We start from the raw sequence: 22745 nt of genomic DNA, 5'->3' as shown, positions 1-22745 counted from the left end.
CAAAACAACCTTACAACAAAAGCCTCTGCAAATCAAAGATTTCTCTAGAAGCTCTAAATGACGTAAAGAAAAATAACATGCAAAAAACGAAAGGCTATAAACAAATCATTTCTTGGCTAAAGGCCGATAAGCGAAAGCCTTTTGATTTCCAAAAGGAAACTTGGCAGTATTACTTAGACGGTTATAGCGGTTTGGTAAATGCACCTACAGGCTTCGGAAAAACATTCTCAGTTTTTTTAGGCGTAGTCATCGAGGGGCTAAATCAACCCAAGCCAGTTAAAGGTTTACAAATGATATGGATTACGCCACTTCGCTCTTTGGCCAAAGATATTGCAAGGGCCATGCGTGAAGTAGTAGACGTTTTGGGTTTAGATTGGCATGTTGGGGTACGTAATGGCGATACATCGCAAGCCGAGAAGCTGCAGCAAAAGAAAACCATGCCCGAAATATTGCTCATCACGCCCGAAAGCCTTCATCTTTTATTGGCGCAAAAAGGTTCTTCCAACTTATTCAAAAACCTGCAATGTATAGTTGCCGACGAGTGGCACGAGCTATTGGGAAGCAAGCGAGGTGTAATGGTAGAACTGGCCGTCTCTAGAATTAAAGGCTTACAAAAAGCTAATGGAAAGCAAATTTTAAGAGTGTGGGGCATTTCGGCAACCATTGGCAATATCCAAGAAGCCTTAAATGTCATTGTTCCAGAAGAGGATGCCAAGAAAATTATTGTTAAAGCTCAACTAGAAAAGAAAATAGAGATTAACACCATCTTACCCGACACCATTGAAACCTTACCTTGGGCAGGTCATTTAGGCTTAAAATTGGCACAAAAACTACTTCCAATCATCAATCAAAGCAAAACCACCTTAATTTTCATCAACACCCGTGGCCAGTCGGAGATTTGGTACCAGCACCTGCTAGATATTGAACCAGATTTAGCGGGACGGATAGCCATACATCACGGTTCTATAGACTTCGAACTACGCAATTGGATTGAAGATAGTTTGCATAGTGGGCTTTTAAAAGCAGTTATCGCCACTTCATCGCTAGATTTGGGGGTTGACTTTAAACCTGTTGACACCGTTGTTCAAATAGGCTCTCCCAAAGGTGTAGCCCGATTTTTACAACGTGCCGGTCGCTCGGGGCATTCGCCACATGAGGTGTCTAAAATTTACTTCTTACCTACCCATGCTTTAGAAATTGTAGAAGCTGCAGCCATTAAAGAAGCCGCTAGAGAAAATAACATTGAAAGCAGAGAACCTTTCGTAATGGTGTTCGATACTTTATTACAATACTTGGTCACGCTTGCGGTTGGCAATGGTTTCGATGATAAGCTTATCTACCAAGAAATAACCCAAACCAATGCTTTTAAAGAATTACTGCCCGAAGAATGGGCTTGGGCTATGCAATTCATCACTTCTGGAGGCGATAGTTTAACGGCCTACAATGAATTTAAAAAAGTAGTTAAAGACGAAGACGGACTTTGGAAAGTAAAAAGTAGGCAAATTGCTATGCGGCACAGGTTACAAATTGGAACCATTGTAAGCGATGCCATGCTGAAAGTGAAATTTTTAAGTGGTGGCTACATTGGCATGGTAGAAGAATATTTCGTTTCTAAACTTAAAACTGGCGACAGCTTTATTTTGGCAGGGCGCATTTTAGAGTTCGTTCAAATTAAAGAAATGACAGTAATTGTTCGTAGCAGCAAGCAAAAAAAAGCCATGTCGCCAAGTTGGTTGGGAGGCAGATTACCGCTTTCGTCTAATTTAGGCATGGTTCTCCGTAAAAAATACAATGAAGTGTTAGACAAAACCCATCAAGACCAAGAGCTTGATGTGGTTTATCCCTTGTTTTTAACACAACAAGAGCGGTCGCACGTGCCTAAAAGCGATGAATTGTTGATTGAAATGATCAACAACCGCGAAGGGTTTCATCTGTTTGCCTATCCATTTGAAGGAAGATTGGTGCACGAAATTCTGGGTGCTTTGGTGGCTTATCGGTTAAGTAAATTGGTACCAATCACGTTTTCTATTGCTATGAACGATTATGGTTTTGAGTTACTGAGTGATACGGAAATCCCGATGGATGATAGCATTGCCTATGAAGTTTTCTCTCCAAAAAACTTGGCAGAAGATATTACCTTAAGTATCAATTCTACAGAAATGGCTAGAAGAAAATTTAGGGATATCGCCTGTATTTCTGGTTTGGTTTTTCAGGGCTATCCCGGAAAATACGTAAAAAATAAACACTTACAATCTAGTGCTGGCCTGTTCTTTAATGTATTTAACGATTTTGACAAGCACAATTTATTGCTAAGACAAGCCTACGAAGAAGTATTTTATCAGCAATTGGAAGAGCCTCGGCTAGCCGCCGCCTTGCATCGAATTCAACAAAGTAATATCATCATTACTTACCCAAAACGGTTTACGCCATTATCGTTTCCAATTAAAGTAGATAGTTTACGAGCTAATATGAGTTCAGAAGAATTGGAACAACGAATAGAACGTATGAAAAAAGAAGTTTTTAAATAATGCTAATGCCGAGTATTTCTTTTTTTATTATAGCCCGTTAAATTTATTTCATAAAAATGTTTATCGCTTATTTTGAGCGAAACACGGCTTGTTTTTGAAAAGATAGCTGGGCTTCTACCTCAAAAAAACATAACGAGGTTGCAGCCAAAAAGACGCATAAAAAAATTATTAGATAAATTTTAAACAGGCTCTTACATTTGCAATGTGAAAATCGAAATTAGAGGAGAAGAACTTATTTTAGATGAAGAACGTGCTCTTTACTTGCCGAATGAAAAATTATTAGCAATTAGCGATTTACATTTGGGTAAAGCTGCGCACTTTCGTAAAGCTGGTCTAGCCATCCCCAATACAGTTTCTAAAAGTGATTTGGATAGACTTGGCAATTTACTCAAGAAGTATCGACCTAAAACATTATTAATCAATGGAGATATGTTTCATAGCGAACATAACACCGAAATTGACGAATTTGCAAAATGGAAAGAGAATTTTAGCGAAGTTGGATTTCTTCTGGTAAAAGGAAATCACGACAGACAAAAAAAGAGGTCTATAAAGATTTGGGAATTGAAATTCATGAGCCGACTTATCGCACCGCTAATTTCTGTTTTATCCACGATGTTGCAACATCCAGCTCTCACTTATATCCAATAGGCGGGCATATCCATCCTGGCATTAGCATGGTAAATAAAGCCAAGCAAAGATTAAAATTTCCCTGCTTCTATTTTGGAGAGAACCATGCCATCCTTCCTGCTTTTAGCACATTTACCGGTCTACAGTTGCTCAGACCGAAAAAAAACGACCAAGTTTTTGCTATTGCTTCCTCCAAAGTCATCAAGGTTTAACTATGAAAAACTACTATATTAGAGTATGATAGTCCCATCAATGTCTTTAATAGAAATTCATAATGAATTAAAAAGTGATTACAGAAATGTGGTTACAAAAAAGGATTTGTTTTTTAAAGAGTTCAGGAGAATGGTTTTGAAAGCGAGTAATTTTCCTTTCACAAAGACTCGCGAATACACAACTCCAACTAAGAAAAATCTATTTATTATCACGTTTTCTGCTCCTAGCAGAGGATATGAAAATAAACCAGAGTTCTCTGCTTATGTTATTTATAACACAGCTAAAGGTAAATATCTGGCATCATTGATTTTTCAAAATGATATTATTACTATTTATGCACCACATTTTTTTAAACGTTACAGGGAAAGGATACTTAAAGATAACTCCATCAGCAACGATGAAATAATTAGAAATTACATTAAAAAAGACAGAGGATTTACAGGAGGATTTATTACTAAACAAGCAGAAGCTTGTTTCAAAAGTTTTGAGGAACAACATCAGGATGAACCCGTTAATTTCACTGCTGCAACTTTGGATGGTTATTGCTTTGGCTTTAAAGAAGGTAATAATATTATGATCAAGACAATAATTTCTCCAGAAATGGTAAAAGATGATCAAAGAGATTTTTTTGCGCTTATGAAAAAACAATTTGACGAGGAAAACTTGTGAGGAGTTCAATTCGCTCCCCTCTGGTTTAAGTGTTCCGAAAGGTTACTTAAACCTCTTTTAGAAACCAAGTTCTCCAGCCCGAAATAGCTTTCTATATTATTCCCAAAGAACGGGCACCTTTATAGTATTATGGGTTTGCTTCAGCTATATTTCCAGTAAAAATAAAACCCTGCTAATCGTGCGATTGCAGGGTTTTTATACGTTTTGATAGTGATCTTTGTGATCCCGCTGGGATTCGAACCCAGGACCACTACATTAAAAGTGTAATGCTCTACCAGCTGAGCTACGGAATCTTCCTTGTTTAAGGAGGTGCAAATATACGGATTAATTTCAACCACTCAAATTATTTATCCAAAAAAAATGAATTTAATTGCCCTATACGCTAAAATAAATTAGGTGTGTTCGGCTCAAACAACAAAAATATTTTGAAGATACAAATGCTACTAGAATTGCATTTTTTTATGGAAGAACTTTCAACATCCTCATCATCAATTGAAATTATATAAATGATGAGGTGTAGTTTTCAAATCAGGCTTCAACTTGCGATGCAATAATAGGATTTAAGACTTTGTTTGCGTTTCATTACTCAACCTTGTTATAAAGCATCTAGTTTTTTCCAATTGCCCTCAATTGTTAATCAAGTTTTCTTGATAACTGGTGCCCAAAATTACCGATTACATTTGGGCACCAGAAGGGGTACCAGTAGTAGTGGATTATTATGGGTAGAAATGACCTATTATTTTTTACGGATGCCGTTTAAACTGCCATTTAAACAGAAAAGGCGCAATCTCTTGCGCCTTTTGTGATCCCGCTGGGATTTGCACCTAGTGTAAATCCCAACGATTAAACAATATCTATACAGGTTTTGAGATTCGACTTACCGAATGACGCACCTTTTAATTAATTTTTCTGAGCTGCAAATGCTTATATGTAAAGATAGTAGTTATTTCATAATAACCGATTATATTAATTATATTTTCTAAAGCATCTACAACAAATTAATATTATTTGTCATTTTTGATTATAATTAGCTCCCGTGTCTGCAGCCTTTCCGAAAGCCATTTCCTTAATTTCACCGTGTCGGTCTTTGCCTTTGTGCCATAAAGGAAAAGAAAACTTAATTTTGCGCTGTCGGTTGCTGGATATTTCTCTACCTTCCCAAGATTGATGTCCCTAAGTTTGTATGCTTCCCCGAAATTGGTCCGATTAAAAATAGAAAAAAGACACTATTTTTAATTAACAATTATGAAAACAACACAATTTACAGAGGCACAGATTGTTTCAATATTGAGACAGCATGAAAAAGGCGTTAAGGTAACAGATATTGCCAGAGCAAACGGCATATCAGAGAAGACCTTCTATCGATGGCGAAGCAAATATGGCGGGATGGAAATTAACGATCTCAAACGCCTAAAGGAACTTGAGGCAGAAAACTCCAAGCTGAAACGGATGTATACCGATCTGGCACTTTTGAACGATGCGCTAAAGGATCTGATTGAAAAAAAGCTTTAGCGCCTTGCGATAAAAAAGAAGCTGTTACTTTTCTGCTTGTCGAACATCAGATCAGTAAGCGCAAGGCTTGTGATAGCATTAAAATCTCAAGAAGCAGCTTCAGTTACTTGGCCCGCATAAAGCAGGATGACAAGTACATTGAACTATTAAATGGTTTGACAGAAAAGCACGTAAGCATAGGTTTTTGGCAATGCTACCATCGGATAAGAAAGTCAGGGGAAATGATCAACCATAAAAAACTCTACAGGATTTACACCGCACTAAAACTGAACATAAGAAGAAGGGCTAAAAAAAGATTGCCAGCAAGGGTAAAACAGGCTTTGTTCCAGCCCGGCAAAATCAACGAGGTCTGGAGCATAGATTTTATGAGTGACAGCTTATGGGATGGCAGAAAAATAAGGTTATTGAACGTGATTGATGATTTTAACAGGGAAGTTTTAACGATAGAAACAGACACATCGCTGCCAACATTACGGGTGATAAGGAGTTTGGAAGAAATCGCCCAGCAAAGGGGTTATCCCAAAATGATAAGGGTTGACAACGGGCCAGAATTTATTAGTGCAAAACTGGATATTTGGAGCAAGGAAAATAAGATCCAACTTGTGTTCATTCAGCCTGGTGAGCCCACGCAAAATGCTTACATCGAAAGGTTAAACGGAACTTTCAGAAGGGATATATTAAATGCCTACGTATTTAAATCAATTCAGGAAGTAAGAACAATAAGTGAAGAATGGATGAATGACTATAACTATAGTAGGCCACATAGAGCACTCAAAAATAAAACACCAATAGAATACAAATTATGCCAATAAATTCTATTTTTGATTGGTACGAAATTTAGGGAAGCACACCCAACGATTTCCCGTTTCAGTTCCAGGCCAACTACAAAAAAGAAAACGGCCATCAGTCCATCGTTGATCCAATGATGCAGACTGAAATCGAAACAGGACTTACCGTTCCATTGGAAACCAAAGCTATTCTCCAAAAAGTGGTGATAGCTAGCCGACCAACCAGAGTTGGCCAGAATCAGGGCTAAAATCACACTGATACCAAGGACTATGCCACCAGATTTCTCCTGGGCGATGAAACTTTGGATAGGTTTAGAAATTTTTTCGATGGGAGTTTTTTTGATGGTCTGCATGTACTTTATAGTAAGTTCTCGGATTTGCTATTTAAAATAGCGAAAGTTCAAAAATAGGAAAATTAGAATGATTATGGGGCTTGTTTGTCTTGGCCAGTATACTCCGCAGGCTCTAGCGCTGTACCACATTTGGCGCAGAAACAATCGTCTAGGGTATGAATCGCGGCATTGCATCCCGGACATTTCCGTTTCGCTTCTTCGGTTGCCCGTGCCATCTCTACCGAGACGATACCAGTGGGAACGGCAATGATTCCGTAGCCCAAAATCATCAATACACTGGCCAAAAGTTGACCCAATGTACTTTGTGGTGATATATCTCCATAGCCTACAGTGGTTATCGTAACAATGGCCCAATAAATGGATACTGGAATACTGGTAAAGCCTGTATCATCTCCCTCTATGATGTACATCAATGTACCAATAATAGTTACCAAGGTTAGTACACAGGTCAAAAATACAATGATCTTATGAGAACTAGCTTTAAGTGCCCTGCCCAGTACATTGCCCTCGTTCATGAAACGGGTCAACTTCATGATCCGAAATACCCTTAGCAGACGAACCGCCCTAATGACCATGAGGTATTGACCGCCTGGGAAGAAAAGACTGAGGTAGCTGGGAAGAAAGGCAATCAGGTCGATGATGCCATAGAATGAAAAGATATAGGAAAACCGTTTGCCACTACAGTAGATACGGAGCAGGTACTCTAATGTAAACAATATGGTAAATGTCCATTCAGCAATTCTTATGATGTTGCCAAAACTTAACCTGATGTCAACAACACTTTCCAGAAAAACCAGGGTGATGCTGAGTACAATGAGCACCAATAGCACTATGTCGAATAGCTTTCCCGCTGGCGTATCCGATCTGAAGATGATGCTGCGCAGTTTTTCCTTTGATGTATCCTTGAAGTTAAGATCTTCCATAAGCATTCTTTTGTGCTGACTTACCTGCTGCCTTTTTTTGTAAAAATCATTCCGTTATAAGAAAAATAACAAATGGCAGTGAAAACGGTTTCTAAAGTAAACAGATCATTCCGGCTGTTCAAGGTCGGATATCAAACACCTGTTAAAGGAGCGCAAGATAGAAATTAATGTATATTTGCCGGTATATAAAAAGCGTAAAATGGCCAAGGTTCTAATCATAGACGACGAGGAAAAAATCCGGACACTGCTTTCCAAGATCATCAGCCTGGAAGGCTTCGAGGTCACCCAGGCGGCAGACATTGGTGAGGGAATGGCAAAACTTACCAATACCGATATCGATGTGGTGATCTGCGACGTCAAACTACCCGATGGCTCTGGAGTAGATGCGGCCAAGAAGATCAAGGAAAGTTACCCGGTATTGGAGGTAATCCTGCTGACTGCCTATGGCAATATTGCGGATGGTGTGCAGGCGATCAAGAATGGCGCTTTCGACTATATTACCAAGGGCGATGACAACAACAAGATCATCCCTTTGTTGCACAGAGCCGCCGATAAGGTAGCCCTGGCCAGACGTGTGGTACAATTGGAGCGTCAGCTGGGCACCAAATATTCCTTTGATGGGATCATTGGTAAGTCCATACAACTCCAAATGGCGATCGAAGCGGGCAGAAAAGTAGCTGTTTCTGACACTACGGTACTACTGACTGGGGAAACTGGTACAGGAAAAGAGGTATTTGCTCAGGCGATACATCAGGAAAGTCATCGAAAAAAATATAATTTCGTTGCTGTCAACTGCTCTGCCTTTAGCAAGGAACTGTTGGAGAACGAACTGTTCGGCCATAAGGCAGGTGCCTTTACCGGAGCAGCCAGGGATAGCAAGGGCATATTTGAGGAGGCCAACAAGGGTACCGTATTCCTTGACGAGATTGGCGAGATGCCATTGGACCTACAGGCCAAACTGCTCAGGGTACTGGAAACCGGTGAGTTCATGAAAGTTGGGGATAGCAGGCCGACCAAGGTAAACGTGCGCATTGTCGCGGCCACCAACAGGGACCTACAGCAGGAAATAGAAAAAGGCAACTTCCGGGAAGACCTGTATTACAGGATCGCAGTATTTACAATCAGCCTTCCGTCGCTCCGGGAACGTGTGGGGGATATCGATGCCCTTGCCAACCATTTCCTTAGCATATTCTCTGGAAAGACAAAAAAACTGATCAAACACATGACTGCAGATTATCTGTCCGAACTAAGGCAACACCCTTGGAAAGGAAACATCCGTGAGCTACGGAACGTGATCGAAAGAAGTGTCATCCTTTCAGATACCCAAGAACTTGATGCCGATAGCCTGCCGATCGAACTGAGAAAAAAGGCGAATAGTGAATCTATGAATAAAACACTTTCAGCATTTGATCTTGCCAGTGCCGAAAAAATACATATCCAAAAGGTATTGAACTATACCAGTGGAAACAAGACGAAGACCGCCGAACTGTTGAACATTGCCCTGACCACCCTCTATCGGAAAATGGCCCAATTTGGCCTCGAATAAATATTCATATCCCCAAAGCTTAGCTGAGCACCATCTCCAGCTTCAAGCTCCTCGACCCTTTCAAAACGACAGTATGCACCCTAGCGTTTTGAAAGGGTTTTTCTTTGTAAAACTTTTTGTTTTAAAATTAACTAACTGACCATCAGTTGTATGTGGTTTTATTTTCTTTTTGGAATACCTCTTGCCATTACTGTGGCATACAAAACAGGAAATCATGGACAGATCGAAAATCAGGTTATATAGAAAGCTCAAGTCATGGCACCTACTCGCTGCCGTGTATGGAGCTATCGTACTCTTTGGAATTATTTACAGATTAATAAACGGATAAAACAATGATCATTACACTCACGCTTCTGGGCATCGTGCTATTTGCCCTATTTTTTTTAACAATTAGCTATTTTGATAAGATATGACGCTACTATTTGTCATCGCCATCGCCGTATTTTTTTATATGTGCTATGTGCTGATCAGACCAGAAAAATTTTAAGACATCCATTACCTAACTCTCAAAATTCAAATAAACAATCCTAAAAATGAAGCCAGAAATCAAAAGAAAATTTAAGGAACGACTAGGCCTGGTACTTTGCCTACTTTTTTTCGGTTCGCTTTTCATGCTTTTCATTCTAAGGCTCTTGATATTGATAGAGGGATAACAGGGAGATCGTTTAACAAACATTAACAAATAATAATGAATACAGAAATACTAGGAATTGTACTGATGTACGCTACGGTGCTGCTACTCGCTATACCACTGGGCAGATACATCAGCAAGATTTTTACCAATCAAAAAACATGGCTGGATGCAATTTTTAACCCAATAGATAAAATATTCTATAAACTTGCTGGCCTCGACCCGAAAAGGGAAATGAACTGGAAGCAACACTTGGGAGCTTTGTTGACCATCAACCTGATCTGGTTCCTTTGGTCGATGTTTGTGCTGACTAATATGGCATGGCTACCGCTGAATCCTGATGGTAACCCATCAATGAGCGGAGACCTGGCATTTAATACGGCGGTAAGCTTTGTAACCAACACTAATTTGCAGCACTACTCTGGCGAAAGTGGCTTGTCTTATTTTGGGCAGTTGACCCTGATGTTATGGCAGTTCATTAGTGCCGGTTGCGGTATCGCGATTGCGGGTGTAGTATTCTTGGCTATGAAGGAGAAAACTACTGATAAACTTGGTAATTTTTACTTTCTGTTTGTGAGAAGCTGCACAAGGGTATTGTTCCCATTGGCACTGGTAGTGGCTAGCTTATTAGTATTTAACGGCACTCCGATGACACTTGAAGGAAAAGACACCATAGTGAATATGCAGGGCGATAGTGTACAGGTAAGTCGTGGTCCGGTAGCTGCCTTTGTGGCTATCAAGCAACTGGGCACAAATGGTGGTGGTTTCTATGGACCTAATTCTGCCCATCCGCTTGAAAATCCGAGCTATTTCACCAACATAGTAGAGACCGTATCTATCTTTTTGATTCCAATAGCAATGGTATTTGCCTTGGGATATGTGCTGAATAGAAAAAAGCTGGCCTGGACTATCTTTGGGGTGATGACCTTGGGCTTTATCCTGCTCTTGGTGCCGACAGTAATTAATGAAATGAACGGTAATCCGGCCATTTCCAAAATGGGAATTTCACAACCAATGGGTAGTATGGAAGGCAAAGAAGTACGTTTTGGTCCAGCTGCTTCCGCCTATTGGGCAATCAATACTACGGTAACCAGTAACGGTTCGGTAAATGCCATGCACGATAGTCTTACCCCACTTTCGGGGATGAATACGATGCTGGGGATGATGATTAACGCATTTTATGGGGGCGTAGGTGTAGGATTTCTTAATTTCTACATTTTCATCATTCTTGCCGTATTTATCAGTGGACTGATGGTTGGTAGAACGCCTGAGTTTTTAGGTAAGAAAATTGAAGCACGGGAGATGAAGATTGCTATGATCATTGCATTGTTACATCCCTTTTTAATCTTAACTGGAACGGCCATCGCCAGTCACTTATACGCCAGTGATCCAGCAACCTATGCGGGATGGTTGGCCAATCCAGGTTACCATGGTTTTAGCGAAATGCTTTATGAATTTACTTCATCAAGTGCCAATAATGGAAGTGGTTTTGAAGGTTTGGGTGATAACAACCCATTCTGGAACATTGCCTGCGGTATTGTGATGTTGATGGCCAGATACCTGCCGATTATCGGCCCTGTAGCCATCGCTGGAAGTTTGGCAGCGAAGAAATACATTCCTGAAAGTGCTGGAACACTGAAAACCGATACCGCAACTTTCGGACTGATGGTGTTCGCAGTCATCGCTATTGTAGCTGCGTTATCGTTCTTCCCTGCGCTTGCGCTAGGTCCAATCGCAGAATATTTCTCACTTTATTAAACGCATCCTGAAATGAAAGAAAATAAAAATAATAAACTGCTTCAGCCAGAACTGGTAAATGAAGCGATCAGACAATCCTTTATCAAATTAAGCCCCGCCAAAATGTTCCGTAATCCGGTAATGTTCATGGTTTGGGTAGGTACTTTGGTCATGGCAGGTGTCTGTGTATGGATTGCCTTGGGGGAACAAAATCAGGGAGGTCTAATTTACAACATTATCGTAACCGCAGTACTTTGGTGACTTTATTATTTGCCAACTTCGCAGAGGCCATAGCAGAAGCCAGAGGAAAGGCACAGGCGGATAGCTTGCGCAAAACTAGGGAAGAAACGCCCGCAAAAAAATTGGAAAGCGATGGTAGTTTCACCATTGTTGCTTCTTCCCAACTTAGTAAAGGTGATGTGTTCGTATGTGAAACCGGAGATATCATTCCTTCGGACGGGGAGATCATCGAGGGATTGGCAACCATTGATGAGAGTGCGATCACGGGAGAAAGTGCACCGGTGATCCGTGAAGCCGGAGGTGACAAAAGCAGCGTTACCGGAGGTACAAAAGTGCTTTCAGACCAAATTAAAGTTAAAACGACTACCGAGCCTGGCGAAAGCTTTTTAGATAAAATGATTGCCCTGGTTGAGGGAGCAAGCCGTCAGAAAACGCCTAACGAAATTGCTTTGACCATCTTATTGGCGGGGTTCACCTTGGTATTTATCATTGTAACTGTCACTTTAAAACCATTTGGTGATTATGCACAGACACCTATCACAATTGCATCGTTCATTTCCCTGTTCGTATGCTTGATCCCTACCACCATTGGCGGGCTGTTATCGGCCATTGGTATTGCCGGAATGGACAGGGCACTTAGGGCCAACGTAATTACCAAAAGTGGTAAAGCAGTGGAAACTGCTGGCGATATAGATGTTTTGTTATTAGATAAAACAGGTACCATTACCATCGGAAATCGTAAAGCCACGCATTTTCATGCAGCAGATGGCGTAGATAATAATAGGTTGATTAAAGCTGCTGTATTAAGTTCTATGGCCGACGAAACACCTGAAGGTAAATCAATAATAGAGCTGGCTGGTTTATCGCCTTCTAGTTTCAGAATAGAAAATCCAGTGTTTATCAAGTTTACGGCCGAAACCCGCAGTTCGGGTATAGACTATGAAAACATTCGTATCAGAAAGGGTGCAACAGATGCCATTAAAAACATGGTGCTGCGTGCGGGCAATACCTTCCCAAAAGAAGTGGATGAAAAGGTACGTGCAATTTCGCAAAATGGAGGTACTCCATTGGTTGTTGCCGAAAATGATTTTGCCCTTGGTGTGATAGAGTTACAAGATATTATCAAACCTGGAATACATGAACGTTTTGAACGTCTCCGTAAAATGGGCATCAAGACCGTAATGGTGACTGGCGATAATCCTCTAACGGCGAAATTTATTGCGGAAAAAGCAGGTGTAGATGATTTTATTGCCGAGGCTAAACCAGAAGATAAAATGAACTACATCAAAAAAGAACAAGTAGAAGGACGATTGGTGGCGATGATGGGCGATGGCACAAACGATGCACCTGCATTGGCACAGGCGGATGTTGGTGTAGCGATGAACAGTGGTACCCAAGCAGCTAAAGAAGCTGGCAACATGGTCGACCTAGATAACGATCCTACGAAACTGATCGAGGTTGTAGAAATTGGCAAGCAATTGTTGATGACTAGAGGTACGCTGACCACATTCAGTATCGCGAATGATGTGGCCAAATATTTCGCCATTGTTCCGGCACTGTTCATCGCTTCGATACCTGCGCTACAAGGTCTGAATATCATGGGGCTCCATTCTCCAGAAAGCGCTATACTTTCGGCAGTTATCTTTAATGCCATCATTATTCCGATGCTTATTCCACTTGCGCTAAAAGGAGTTGCCTATAAACCAATTGGTGCAAGCGCTCTGCTGAGAAGGAACCTGTTCATTTATGGTTTGGGTGGTATCGCTATTCCGTTTGTAGGAATAAAAGTTATCGATTTGTTGGTGTCAGTATTTATATAAAGAAACTTAGACAGTGAAAAGTAAAGCTTAAAAAATACTTTCACTGCCAATATCCAAATTTTAAATTTTTAAGAAATGAAAAGCAATTTTTTTCCCGCTATCAGGTTGACCGTTGTCTGCCTGTTGTTCTTCTCGGGTATCTATACTTTAATTGTTTTAGGCCTGGCCCAGTTGGCACCCAATAAGGGAAAAGGCGAAATCGTAACCCAAAAAGGCAAAGTACATTATGCCAATGTTGGGCAAACCTTTAGCAACGACAACTATTTCTGGTCTAGACCATCTGCTGTGGGTTATAATGCGGCAGGTGCAGGGGGCAGTAATAAGGGGCCTTCTAACCCAGATTACCTAGCAGAGGTACAGACAAGGATTGATACTTTTTTGGTACACCATCCAGGTATTAAAAAAACTGATATTCCATCAGACATTGTAACGGCCAGTGGTGCTGGATTGGATCCGAACATCTCTGTTGAGGCAGCCAATATACAGGTTGGGCGTGTCGCCAAAGTGAGGGGACTTACAGAAGGCGTAGTACAACAACTGGTGCTTGCTGCCACAGAAAAACCGCTACTGGGCCTGTTTGGAACAGAAAAGATCAACGTACTCAAATTAAACATCGCGTTAGACAACTTAAAATAAAACAGGGAGGCCTGGGATGTCTGCCCGGGAGATAAACACCAGACCACTTTGTAGCTAACAATTACAAAATTTATCAATTACAGAAATGAAGAAAATCTTTGTAGCAGCCCTAGCGTTGCTATCTATTAGAGCCGTTGCCCAAACAGAGCCGGAAAAATCTAAATTAACTATCAGTGGGTACGCTGAAGTTTATTACCAACAGGATTTCAATAATCCGCTATCCAATACCAGACCAGGCTTTGTTTATAGCCATAACAGAAATAATGAGGTAAGCCTTAATCTGGGGGTCGTAAAGGCCGCCTATGCTAATGACAAAGTCAGGGCCAACCTAGGATTGGGTGTTGGCTCTTATATGAATGCCAATTACGCTGCAGAAGAAGGGGTATTGAAGAATATATTTGAAGCTAACGTGGGTGTGAAGCTTTCCAGCAAAAGTGATTTATGGTTGGATGCCGGAATTTTGCCTTCTCACATTGGTTTTGAAAGTGCCATAGGGGCTGATTGTTTCACGCTCACCAGAAGTATGCTAGCAGATAATTCTCCTTATTTTGAGACAGGTGCCAAATTATCCTACAGTACACCAGACGGAAAATGGAGCATGGCCGCATTGATATTGAACAGTTGGCAGCGCATACAACGCGTTGAAGGAAATAGCACGCCTGCCTTTGGACACCAGCTCACCTTCCGTCCAAGCGGCAAGGTGTTGTTGAATAGCAGTTCGTTTATCGGCAATGATCTGCCCGATGTGGATCGCAGGACGAGATATTTCCATAACTTTTATGGCCAGTTTACCTTGAGCAGCAAGCTCGCCCTGATTGCAGGTTTTGATTTTGGCGCACAACAAAAAACAAAGGGAAGCGATAACTACGATACCTGGTACAGTCCCGTGTTAATCGCTAAATTCTCGGCTTCCGATAAAGTAAGTTTAGCCGCAAGGGGCGAATATTATAATGATAAGAATGGAGTAATCATTGCTACGGGAAGCCCCAATGGTTTTCAAACTTTTGCAGCATCCCTAAATCTGGATTACCAGATTCTCCCGAACTTGGTTTGGCGTACCGAGGTCAAAAACCTAAGTGGCAAAGATGCCATTTTCGTTAACAGGGATGAGGAATTAACAAAAGGAAATGTCATGGCAATAACTTCACTTGCCATCAAGTTTTAGTTTAGTGTTTGTTTTAGGCCCCTGCGATAATTCGTATGGGGCTTAATAGTTATATTTGTGGAAGCATTAAATTTGGTCAGGTCTGTTTGGTCAAACTTGTTTCCGGTCAAAAAGCCGATCAATAACCTTAAATGGAAGAAACGAGGAAATCTGCCGAGGAATTTTTAGATCTCATCAAAAAGTCGAGACGGGGAAAATTCAAGGTCTACATTGGTATGAGTGCCGGTGTGGGCAAAACCTATCGTATGTTGCAGGAATCGCATGCGCTGTTACGTAATGGTATCGATATCAAGATTGGATACATCGAAACGCACAATAGAGCCGAAACGCATGCGTTGTTAGATGGTCTGCCAATTATCCCACGCCGCAAATTGTTTTATAAAGGCAAGGAATTGGAAGAACTAGATGTTCAGGCGGTGATCAACTTACGTCCCGAAGTAGTAGTTGTTGACGAATTGGCGCATACCAATATAGAGGGAAGCAAAAACACCAAGCGCTGGCAGGATGTCCTTGAAATACTCGATACAGGTATCAATGTGATCAGTGCAGTCAATATACAGCATATCGAGAGCCTGAACGAGGAAGTGAAAAAGATAACTGGCGTTGAGGTAAAGGAAAGAATACCAGATAACGTGATTTCACAGGCGGATGAGGTCGTAAATATCGATCTTACTGCTGATGAACTGATTACCCGGTTAAAGGAGGGTAAAATATACGACCCTGCAAAAGTGGAAACGGCGCTGAAGAATTTCTTCCAGAGCGAACATATTTTGCAGCTCCGCGAACTGGCCCTGAAGGAAGTGGCCTCACACGTAGAGCATAAGGTGGAAAGTGAAGTTACCAAAGAACATGTGCTTAAGCACGAACGCTTTTTGGCCTGTATCAGCAGTAATGAAAAGACTGCAAAAACAGTCATCAGGAAAACAGCGAGGTTGGCGAATTATTACCATAGCAAATGGTATGTACTTTATGTGCAGACACCCGCCGAAAATGTTTCCAGAATTGCTCTAGATAAACAGCGTCACCTTATTAATAATTTTAAATTAGCAACCGAATTGGGTGCAGAGATTATCAAAGTAGAAAACAAAAATGTTTCGAGGGCTATCATGGAGCAATGTGGGGATAGAAAAATTACTACCGTATGCATCGGTAAGCCCCATTTAAGTCTGTGGAAGATCATTCTTGCCACCGATAAATTTAATGTGTTATTGAATAGATTATCCAGAGAAAATATCGATCTGGTCATATTATCATAATGAAGATAAAAACTAAACTTCTGTTGGGCGTTGGGCTGCTTTTTGCCATGATTGTCCTGCTTACTGCCCTGAGCGGTAAATATATCAACCAGCTTTCCGCTGATGCCAAGAATATATTGACCGACAACTATAAATCTGTCGATTATGCCAGACAGATGCTGGATGCCCTCAATGGAGGTATACAGCTATCCGAATACCAACGTATATTCCAGCTGAATCTAAGGAAACAGCAGGCGACCATCACAGAACCCGGTGAGCTGGAGTTGACGGCAAAGATCGCAAAGGATTTCCGCAGGATGCTAGGCAGACCCACTGACCAGGACCTCAAAAAAGTGGTGCATCAAGATGTTTCCGGACTGATGCTACTTAACATGAAAGCCATACAGCGAAAGAACAACAAGGCCTCCGATACTGCCGATGAGGCTATCCTCTGGATTGTATTTTCTGGTTCGTTCTGTTTTCTGGTGGCATTTGTACTGCTGGTCAACCTGCCGTCCAATATCGCAAATCCCATCAGGGAACTTACCCAGAGCATCCGGGAGGTGGCCGATATGAATTACACGCAGCGTGTCCATTTCGAAGGCCACAGCGAATTCGGCGAACTGGCCAGATCGTTCAATACCATGGCAAAGAAATTACAGGAATATAGTAATAGCAGCCTGGAAAAACTGATGATGGAAAAAAAACGGATAGAGACGCTGATCGACAATATGAGTGAGCCAGTAATCGGACTTGACCACTATAAAACCGTTCTTTTTGCAAATGACAAAGCCTTGCAGATTACCGGATTAAACCAAGCTGATATGGTAGGCAGACCCATTGAGGAAGTCATGCAGCAAAATGATCTGATAAGGACACTGTTTATGGATATAGATCCTAACAAGAGGAATTCACCTGTAAAGATCTACGCAGATAAAAAGGAAAGCTATTTTGAAAAGGAAATTATCCCTATAGGTATCGTTCCTACTGGAGAATCCAAAGAGAAGCTGATTGGTTTGGTCATCGTCCTAAAGAATGTAACCTCTTATAAAGAACTGGATTTTGCAAAAACCAATTTTATCGCCACAGTATCCCATGAATTGAAAACACCTATCGCTGCGATAAAGATGAGCCTGCAATTGTTAAGGAACAAGCAGGTCGGACAACTGAACAAGGAGCAGGAAAGTTTGGCTGATAGTATTGGAGAGGACACAGAAAGACTTTTGAAAATTACTGGTGAGCTGCTTAATATTACACAGGTGGAAAGTGGTTCCATCAACCTTAGCATGGCCAGTTTCGATATTACCGAAATTATGGACTATGCCGTCAATGCGACCAGAACGGCAGCGGAACAGAAGAACATCAGCGTAAAAGTTCTGGAACGGGGACCGATGCCCAAGATCTATGGGGACAGTGAAAAATCCGCATGGGTATTGACCAACCTGCTTTCCAATGCCATAAGGTATTCCTATGAGCATTCCAAAGTGGAGCTCGTTGTATCGCAGGATGCCGATGGCATCAAGCTGGCGGTCAAAGATGGTGGTCAGGGGATTTCAGAAGAATACATCGACAAGATATTTGATCGTTATTTCCGTATTCCCGGTTCCAAGAAAGATGGCACGGGCCTGGGATTAAGCATCAGTAAAGAATTTGTAGAGGCACAGGGTGGTACCATCAATGTGCAAAGTGAGCTCGGCAAGGGAAGCATCTTTACCATAAGTTTCAAACCGCACAGTCGATGAAATGTTCCAGCTTAGATTTCATTAAAAGGTGTTATGTGGATATACCAATGAAACTGTCCCCCCTTCACCACTGCAAACTGTCCCCTCAGAGTTGAGGTTTGAAAAGAACAAAAAGTTGTTGTGCAGATCGGTTCCTGAGACGGATATTTTTTGTCCGGGTTAACAACTATTATTTCTACAAAAATACATTTTCCGGATTAGTTTTTTTCTCCTTAGTGATTCTCCAAACAATTCGACCCTTACTGAGTGGTGTACAATGCGGTCAAGCACTGCGTCAGCCACGGTCTTTTCACCAGTGATGTCGTACCATTCCTTTACCGGGATCTGCGAAGTAATGACCGTAGAACGCTTCTGGTGCCTGTCCTCGATGATATCAAGCAGGGCAAGCCTGGACTGGGGATCGAATGGCTGGAGGCCGAAGTCATCCAATATGAGCATGTCCATGCGCTCTATACGCTTCAGTTCTGCCAGCATGGTCCCTTTGGCCTTAGCCAGCTTTAGCTGGCCCATCAGCTTAGCTGTATTCACATACATCACTTTGTAGCCGTTCTGGCAGGCATGGTAGCCCAGAGCGGTTGCCAGATAACTTTTGCCGGTTCCAGTGGAACCGGTAATGAACACATCCTTGTGCTCTTTTATAAACTCGAGTCCGGCAAGCCTGTGGACCTGATTCTTATCCAGACCACGCTCAAATGAGTAGTCGATCTGTTCCAAAGAAGCATTGTAGCGAAAACTTGCCCCACTGATCGCCCTTTGTACAGACCGGTTCCGCCGATCATCCCACTCGCTGGCCACCAGCAATGCAATGAATTGGTCTGCGGTAAGGGATTCTTTCACTGAAGTCTCCAGATTGGTTTTAAAAGCATCGTACATGCCATAAAGGCGAAGTTGACGCATCTTCTCTAATGTTTCGTTATTCATGTTTGTTATGGATTGTTAATGTATTACTGATAATATTCTTTGCCCCTGATGTTGTTATGGGCCGGAATGCTGGCCGGCTCATCCTCAGGGGTAAGCTGGTCCAGCCGTTTTCTCAGGATCTCCTCAATGATCGGATAGTTGTACTGGCCAAGATTATCGGCCCAGCGGCAGGCATTGGCCAGACGCTCCGGGCCGACACGCCTGGTGAAGCTCAGTATACCGGAACATGATTTGTAGGCCTGCTCGGGATAGGCTTTACGTTCCAGGACCTGAGAGATGTATCTGGCCACATCCTCATGGATCTGCTCGGCTTCCTGCATAAACTTTTCAGGTGTCCATTCGGTCAAAAAGCGGTGCTGTGAGGCCAGGTGCTCTTTACCGGTGGTGTAATGATATTTGGCCCGGGTGCGTTTATGGGCAGCAACCTGCGTGTAGTGGTAATAGATCTGGACCATGGTAGAGGTATAAAGCACTTTTACTTTCTTGCCGATATAGGTGTAGGGCACGCTATAATAGTGGATATCTTCGCCTAAACGCACATAACCGTTCTTCATCACCGTTACCATGACCTGTTTGTGCACTTCGTAACGGATCGGGTTGAGCGGTCCCAACGCTTCGCGTTCAACCTCTTCGAACTGTTCCCTGCGTGAATAGCTCCGCCCTGAAAAAGGTTTGTTGTTGTGGATCTCCAGTGCGGACCTTATGGCGGCGTTAAGTGATTCCAGGTCACTGAACTTGCGGCCTTCCAGACGTTGGTAGATGCTTCTGTAGATCAGTTTAACGGCCCCTTCCACTAAAGACTTGTCACGGGGCTTATAGACCCTGGCAGGAACCACGGTAACGGCATAATGCTCGGCAAATGCCGCAAACTCATCATTGAGCACGGCTTCGTACTTACTCCCCCTGGTTACCGCAGAACGCAGATTGTCGGGGACAATGGCCCCCAAGCACACCCCCAAAATAGTGCAACGCGTTCTCACAGGCCTTGATCAGGTCTTCTTTGCGCTGGCTTTCTACCGCCTCCACATACGTAAGCTGGCTGCAGCCCAAGATCGCTACAAATACCTCCGCATCACGCTCCGGACCTGAGGCTGGATGAAGTTGCAGTTTGCTTCCTGCAAAGTCGATATAGATCTTATCGCCGGCTTTATGGTCAATGTGCATGACTGGCCTGGAAAGCTGGAGATAGGTATGGATAGCATTGTTGAAACGGGACCGTCCGTAGCCCTGGGGGTGTTTAAGGATGTATTCCAGATGAAGAGACTCACGGGTTACACCTTTCTTTTTTAGCCTTTTACAGTGCTCTGGCAATAGAAGTTCCAATTCCTGCATACGGGGACTATTGATCGTTTTGGCAGTTTTTGTATTAAAAAGAACAGCAAGTTCATTATCGCTCCTGGAATTGAATTCTTCGTGGGTGATACCCAGTTCATGCCATATGCGCAAATACTTTTTGATGGTGGTACGTGAAGTGCCTACCATACCGTTGATGGTCTTTGTGCCGGTTCCCTGGCAGTAAAGACGGATAATCTGTCGTAGTTTATTCATTTTGATCGGTGTGTTGGACATCGTAATCGAGGGTTTTTGTTCGTAGAAAAACATAAACAAAAACCCCGTCTGACGAAACCGATCAATACTGGTGCTTTTTGGTCTTTTCAGGGGGTCAACTTGGCCTGGCGAAGGGGGATCACTTTCGTTTGGCGGAAGGGGATCACTTTGCTCTGGCAGAGGGGGCCATTTTCATATGGCGAACGGGGGTCACTTTGGTGTGTTTTATCCAAATAGGTGCCTTACCATCTTTCTTCCTAGTCCTGGTTTTTTTCAGCCAAAACAAAAGAAATAGTTTTTGATTACTTTTCATACCACACTCTTTTTTGTTAATAAATTTCTTTCGGATCTTACATCCGATTTTCTACTGAAATCCTAAATCAAATCAAAAGTCTAGAAATCTGGAACCCCAATTTATAAAATAATTAGGGGTCCTGAAAAGGGCACCATTATAGTTGAATTACCTTATATTATTTTAGATCACTTTTTTGTAAAAAGGCTGCAAAAACGATTATAAACAAAAAAAGCGTCCAATATTGGACGCTTTTTTCATCTTTTGTGATCCCGCTGGGATTCGAACCCAGGACCACTACATTAAAAGTGTAATGCTCTACCAGCTGAGCTACGGAATCTTCCTTTGTTTTAAGGAGGTGCAAATATAGAAATTTCATTCTATCATTCAAACTTTTTCTTATAAAAAGAAAGGTTTTATTTATAAAATTTACCTAAACACCTAATTTATATACACTTAAAAGGTTTACAAAAATAATTTCAGTGGCATAGGTTTCATGTAAAACTAAAGAAAAGGCATATTTTCAAACAACAAAACATTCTTACAAGCACGCTAATAACAATAAAATGCTTTATTTTCCATTTGCCTTTAGCCATTTTGGGTACTCTTTAGCCAATAGATTTTGGGCAAATGTACCGTACCAAGCATAACCATACCTGCGTTCTTGGCTTACGTCTTCTATCCTATCTTTTATAGAACCATCCCTATCGCCAAATATTGGCTTATTGGTTTTCAAATCATAGAAACGAGCCCAACTTATTGCGTCTGGAGCTGTAACTAAACCTTTATCCTTTTCTGCAATTTTATCGTATTTAAAGCCCACAATCTTTGTTCCCTCAAACCAAACTACGGCATTAGCAATGGCGGTTTTAACTTCTTCTGATGGATTTTTAAGCTTCATTAAAAACCTCACTACGCCAACCGATTCGCCAGTGCTTAACGAAGCCGGTTCAAAAGCCCTTGCTTTAGCTGGCACAAGCGTATTTTGATCGTATTGTGCCGCCCAAATAGTTGGCTTCCCATTTTGAGCTACCTGTGTCTTTAAAATACAATCTACGCCGCGTTTTACCGCATCTTCTGCTTTTGAAATATACTTGGCATCTACTGCATCAAAACCATTTGTTTGGTAAGCTATATTTAACATAATGGTTAATGCGTTAATCATTGCATTATCGTTATACGTAATTTCTGCTCTATAACTACTCTTATCTGGATAATACTGCGGCCAGCCCCCATTAGCATACTGGGCTTTCAATAAATAATCAATCCCTTTTTCTGCTGCTTTAAGATAAGATGGGTTGCCTGTATTTTTATAAGCCAAAACCAGCGCATTGATCTCTCTAGAAGTAGCGGCATTGTCGATAGTTGCATGCATATACGACGTTGCCTTTATTTTCTCACGCAGTTCGTCTGTTAATGGAAGCTCGTATTTCACCACGCTCTTATCATGTAGCTGCTTAGGCCAAGCCCCGTTGCTTAACTGATACACTAGCATTTTTTCTGAGATGCTATCAGTTTTTATTTCAGATTTAGCAACATTTTGAGCCGTAGCGCAACTACTTAAGCCAATACAAGCAATAAATATGATAATGAGATTTTTCATATTGAATTTGATTTTT

At 41.7% G+C, this 22745-nt stretch carries 17 protein-coding genes, 2 tRNA genes and 1 pseudogene; 12 read left to right on the top strand and 8 right to left on the bottom strand.

The genetic code is table 11. From position 1 onward, the window contains the following. Nucleotides 1-77: 77 nt before the first annotated feature. From OVA16_RS13240 to OVA16_RS13230, 3 genes are all read left to right on the top strand, one after another. Nucleotides 78-2528 (top strand): ligase-associated DNA damage response DEXH box helicase, encoded by a 2451-nt coding sequence (locus tag OVA16_RS13240; RefSeq protein ID WP_267760128.1) that lies wholly within the window; start codon nucleotides 78-80, stop codon nucleotides 2526-2528. A 204-nt stretch (nucleotides 2529-2732) separates the two neighbouring features. Next, entirely contained in the window at nucleotides 2733-3176 is a 444-nt protein-coding gene (locus OVA16_RS13235) for a metallophosphoesterase (RefSeq protein WP_267760126.1), read from the top strand. 231 nt (nucleotides 3177-3407) lie between these two features. Next, nucleotides 3408-4037: a hypothetical protein gene (locus OVA16_RS13230; protein ID WP_267760124.1), complete on the top strand. Its 630-nt coding sequence runs from the start codon at nucleotides 3408-3410 to the stop codon at nucleotides 4035-4037. 220 nt (nucleotides 4038-4257) lie between these two features. Here OVA16_RS13230 and OVA16_RS13225 read toward each other — a convergent pair. Further along, nucleotides 4258-4330, bottom strand: a tRNA-Lys gene (locus OVA16_RS13225). A 952-nt stretch (nucleotides 4331-5282) separates the two neighbouring features. On the opposite strand from OVA16_RS13225, the gene OVA16_RS13220 reads away from it, so the two are divergent. Continuing rightward, nucleotides 5283-6361 (top strand): IS3 family transposase gene (locus OVA16_RS13220; protein WP_267759787.1). Its coding sequence is split into 2 segments (ribosomal slippage): nucleotides 5283-5544 and nucleotides 5544-6361, totalling 1080 coding nucleotides; the frame shifts between segments, so codons are not numbered across the junction. On the opposite strand, the gene OVA16_RS13215 is transcribed toward OVA16_RS13220, so the two are convergent. Together OVA16_RS13215 and OVA16_RS13210 are read right to left on the bottom strand one after the other, a co-directional pair. Then, nucleotides 6298-6690: a Na+/H+ antiporter NhaA gene (locus OVA16_RS13215; RefSeq protein WP_267760122.1), complete on the bottom strand. Its 393-nt coding sequence runs from the start codon at nucleotides 6688-6690 to the stop codon at nucleotides 6298-6300. The two genes, OVA16_RS13220 and OVA16_RS13215, sit on opposite strands and share 64 nt — an antisense overlap. A gap of 71 nt (nucleotides 6691-6761) precedes the next feature. Beyond that, on the bottom strand, nucleotides 6762-7613 hold the full coding sequence (locus OVA16_RS13210; RefSeq protein WP_267760120.1) for an ion transporter: 852 nt from the start codon (nucleotides 7611-7613) through the stop codon (nucleotides 6762-6764). 199 nt (nucleotides 7614-7812) lie between these two features. Between OVA16_RS13210 and OVA16_RS13205 the strand changes: the two genes are divergently transcribed. The 8 genes and pseudogenes from OVA16_RS13205 (at nucleotide 7813) to OVA16_RS13175 (ending at nucleotide 18365) form a co-directional block, all read left to right on the top strand. Then, nucleotides 7813-9159, top strand: coding sequence for a sigma-54-dependent transcriptional regulator (locus OVA16_RS13205; protein ID WP_267760118.1), 1347 nt, complete (start codon nucleotides 7813-7815; stop codon nucleotides 9157-9159). A 409-nt stretch (nucleotides 9160-9568) separates the two neighbouring features. Next, nucleotides 9569-9646, top strand: a complete 78-nt coding sequence (locus tag OVA16_RS20285) for a potassium-transporting ATPase subunit F (protein ID WP_420712349.1) — start codon at nucleotides 9569-9571, stop codon at nucleotides 9644-9646. Between the two features lie 201 nt (nucleotides 9647-9847). Beyond that, nucleotides 9848-11548, top strand: coding sequence for a potassium-transporting ATPase subunit KdpA (gene kdpA / locus OVA16_RS13200; protein WP_267760116.1), 1701 nt, complete (start codon nucleotides 9848-9850; stop codon nucleotides 11546-11548). 12 nt (nucleotides 11549-11560) lie between these two features. Continuing rightward, nucleotides 11561-13587 (top strand): annotated as a pseudogene (kdpB, locus tag OVA16_RS13195) (potassium-transporting ATPase subunit KdpB). Between the two features lie 75 nt (nucleotides 13588-13662). Further along, a complete protein-coding gene (locus tag OVA16_RS13190; RefSeq protein ID WP_267760114.1) occupies nucleotides 13663-14223 on the top strand; it encodes a K(+)-transporting ATPase subunit C in 561 nt (186 codons plus the stop codon). A gap of 85 nt (nucleotides 14224-14308) precedes the next feature. Then, on the top strand, nucleotides 14309-15388 hold the full coding sequence (locus OVA16_RS13185) for a porin (RefSeq protein ID WP_267760112.1): 1080 nt from the start codon (nucleotides 14309-14311) through the stop codon (nucleotides 15386-15388). 131 nt (nucleotides 15389-15519) lie between these two features. After that, on the top strand, nucleotides 15520-16644 hold the full coding sequence (locus OVA16_RS13180) for a sensor protein KdpD (RefSeq protein WP_267760109.1): 1125 nt from the start codon (nucleotides 15520-15522) through the stop codon (nucleotides 16642-16644). Then, on the top strand, nucleotides 16644-18365 hold the full coding sequence (locus OVA16_RS13175) for an ATP-binding protein (protein ID WP_267760107.1): 1722 nt from the start codon (nucleotides 16644-16646) through the stop codon (nucleotides 18363-18365). Before OVA16_RS13180 ends, OVA16_RS13175 begins: the two co-directional genes overlap by 1 nt. Nucleotides 18366-18524: 159 nt before the next feature. On the opposite strand, the gene istB is transcribed toward OVA16_RS13175, so the two are convergent. The 5 genes from istB to pelA form a co-directional block, all read right to left on the bottom strand. After that, nucleotides 18525-19286, bottom strand: coding sequence for an IS21-like element helper ATPase IstB (istB, locus tag OVA16_RS13170; protein ID WP_267760105.1), 762 nt, complete (start codon nucleotides 19284-19286; stop codon nucleotides 18525-18527). Nucleotides 19287-19309: 23 nt separating this feature from the next. Next, on the bottom strand, nucleotides 19310-20233 hold the full coding sequence (locus OVA16_RS13165) for a Mu transposase domain-containing protein (RefSeq protein WP_267760103.1): 924 nt from the start codon (nucleotides 20231-20233) through the stop codon (nucleotides 19310-19312). Continuing rightward, nucleotides 20181-20888, bottom strand: coding sequence for a hypothetical protein (locus OVA16_RS13160; RefSeq protein ID WP_267760101.1), 708 nt, complete (start codon nucleotides 20886-20888; stop codon nucleotides 20181-20183). The genes OVA16_RS13165 and OVA16_RS13160 overlap by 53 nt, the downstream gene beginning before the upstream one ends. A gap of 505 nt (nucleotides 20889-21393) precedes the next feature. Further along, a tRNA-Lys gene (locus OVA16_RS13155) sits at nucleotides 21394-21466 on the bottom strand. Nucleotides 21467-21697: 231 nt separating this feature from the next. Continuing rightward, nucleotides 21698-22729 (bottom strand): pectate lyase, encoded by a 1032-nt coding sequence (gene pelA, locus OVA16_RS13150; protein WP_267760098.1) that lies wholly within the window; start codon nucleotides 22727-22729, stop codon nucleotides 21698-21700. Between the last annotated feature and the right edge of the window lie 16 nt (nucleotides 22730-22745).

Origin of the sequence: Pedobacter sp. SL55 (assembly GCF_026625705.1) — a bacterium.
Classification (GTDB): Bacteria; Bacteroidota; Bacteroidia; order Sphingobacteriales; family Sphingobacteriaceae; genus Pedobacter.
The sequence above is the reverse complement of the archived record's forward strand: the minus strand, read 5'-3'. Positions and strand labels throughout refer to the sequence as shown.

Excerpts from the sequence above, each read along its gene's own strand:
- OVA16_RS13240 (WP_267760128.1), top strand. The coding sequence starts at position 78 with ATGCAAAAAACGAAAGGCTATAAACAAATCATTTCTTGGCTAAAGGCC.
- OVA16_RS13230 (WP_267760124.1), top strand. The coding sequence starts at position 3,408 with ATGTCTTTAATAGAAATTCATAATGAATTAAAAAGTGATTACAGAAAT.
- OVA16_RS13215 (WP_267760122.1), bottom strand. The coding sequence starts at position 6,690 with ATGCAGACCATCAAAAAAACTCCCATCGAAAAAATTTCTAAACCTATC.
- OVA16_RS13210 (WP_267760120.1), bottom strand. The coding sequence starts at position 7,613 with ATGGAAGATCTTAACTTCAAGGATACATCAAAGGAAAAACTGCGCAGC.
- OVA16_RS13205 (WP_267760118.1), top strand. The coding sequence starts at position 7,813 with ATGGCCAAGGTTCTAATCATAGACGACGAGGAAAAAATCCGGACACTG.
- OVA16_RS20285 (WP_420712349.1), top strand. The coding sequence starts at position 9,569 with ATGACGCTACTATTTGTCATCGCCATCGCCGTATTTTTTTATATGTGC.
- kdpA (WP_267760116.1), top strand. The coding sequence starts at position 9,848 with ATGAATACAGAAATACTAGGAATTGTACTGATGTACGCTACGGTGCTG.
- OVA16_RS13190 (WP_267760114.1), top strand. The coding sequence starts at position 13,663 with ATGAAAAGCAATTTTTTTCCCGCTATCAGGTTGACCGTTGTCTGCCTG.
- OVA16_RS13185 (WP_267760112.1), top strand. The coding sequence starts at position 14,309 with ATGAAGAAAATCTTTGTAGCAGCCCTAGCGTTGCTATCTATTAGAGCC.
- OVA16_RS13180 (WP_267760109.1), top strand. The coding sequence starts at position 15,520 with ATGGAAGAAACGAGGAAATCTGCCGAGGAATTTTTAGATCTCATCAAA.
- OVA16_RS13175 (WP_267760107.1), top strand. The coding sequence starts at position 16,644 with ATGAAGATAAAAACTAAACTTCTGTTGGGCGTTGGGCTGCTTTTTGCC.
- istB (WP_267760105.1), bottom strand. The coding sequence starts at position 19,286 with ATGAATAACGAAACATTAGAGAAGATGCGTCAACTTCGCCTTTATGGC.
- OVA16_RS13160 (WP_267760101.1), bottom strand. The coding sequence starts at position 20,888 with ATGTTTTTCTACGAACAAAAACCCTCGATTACGATGTCCAACACACCG.
- pelA (WP_267760098.1), bottom strand. The coding sequence starts at position 22,729 with ATGAAAAATCTCATTATCATATTTATTGCTTGTATTGGCTTAAGTAGT.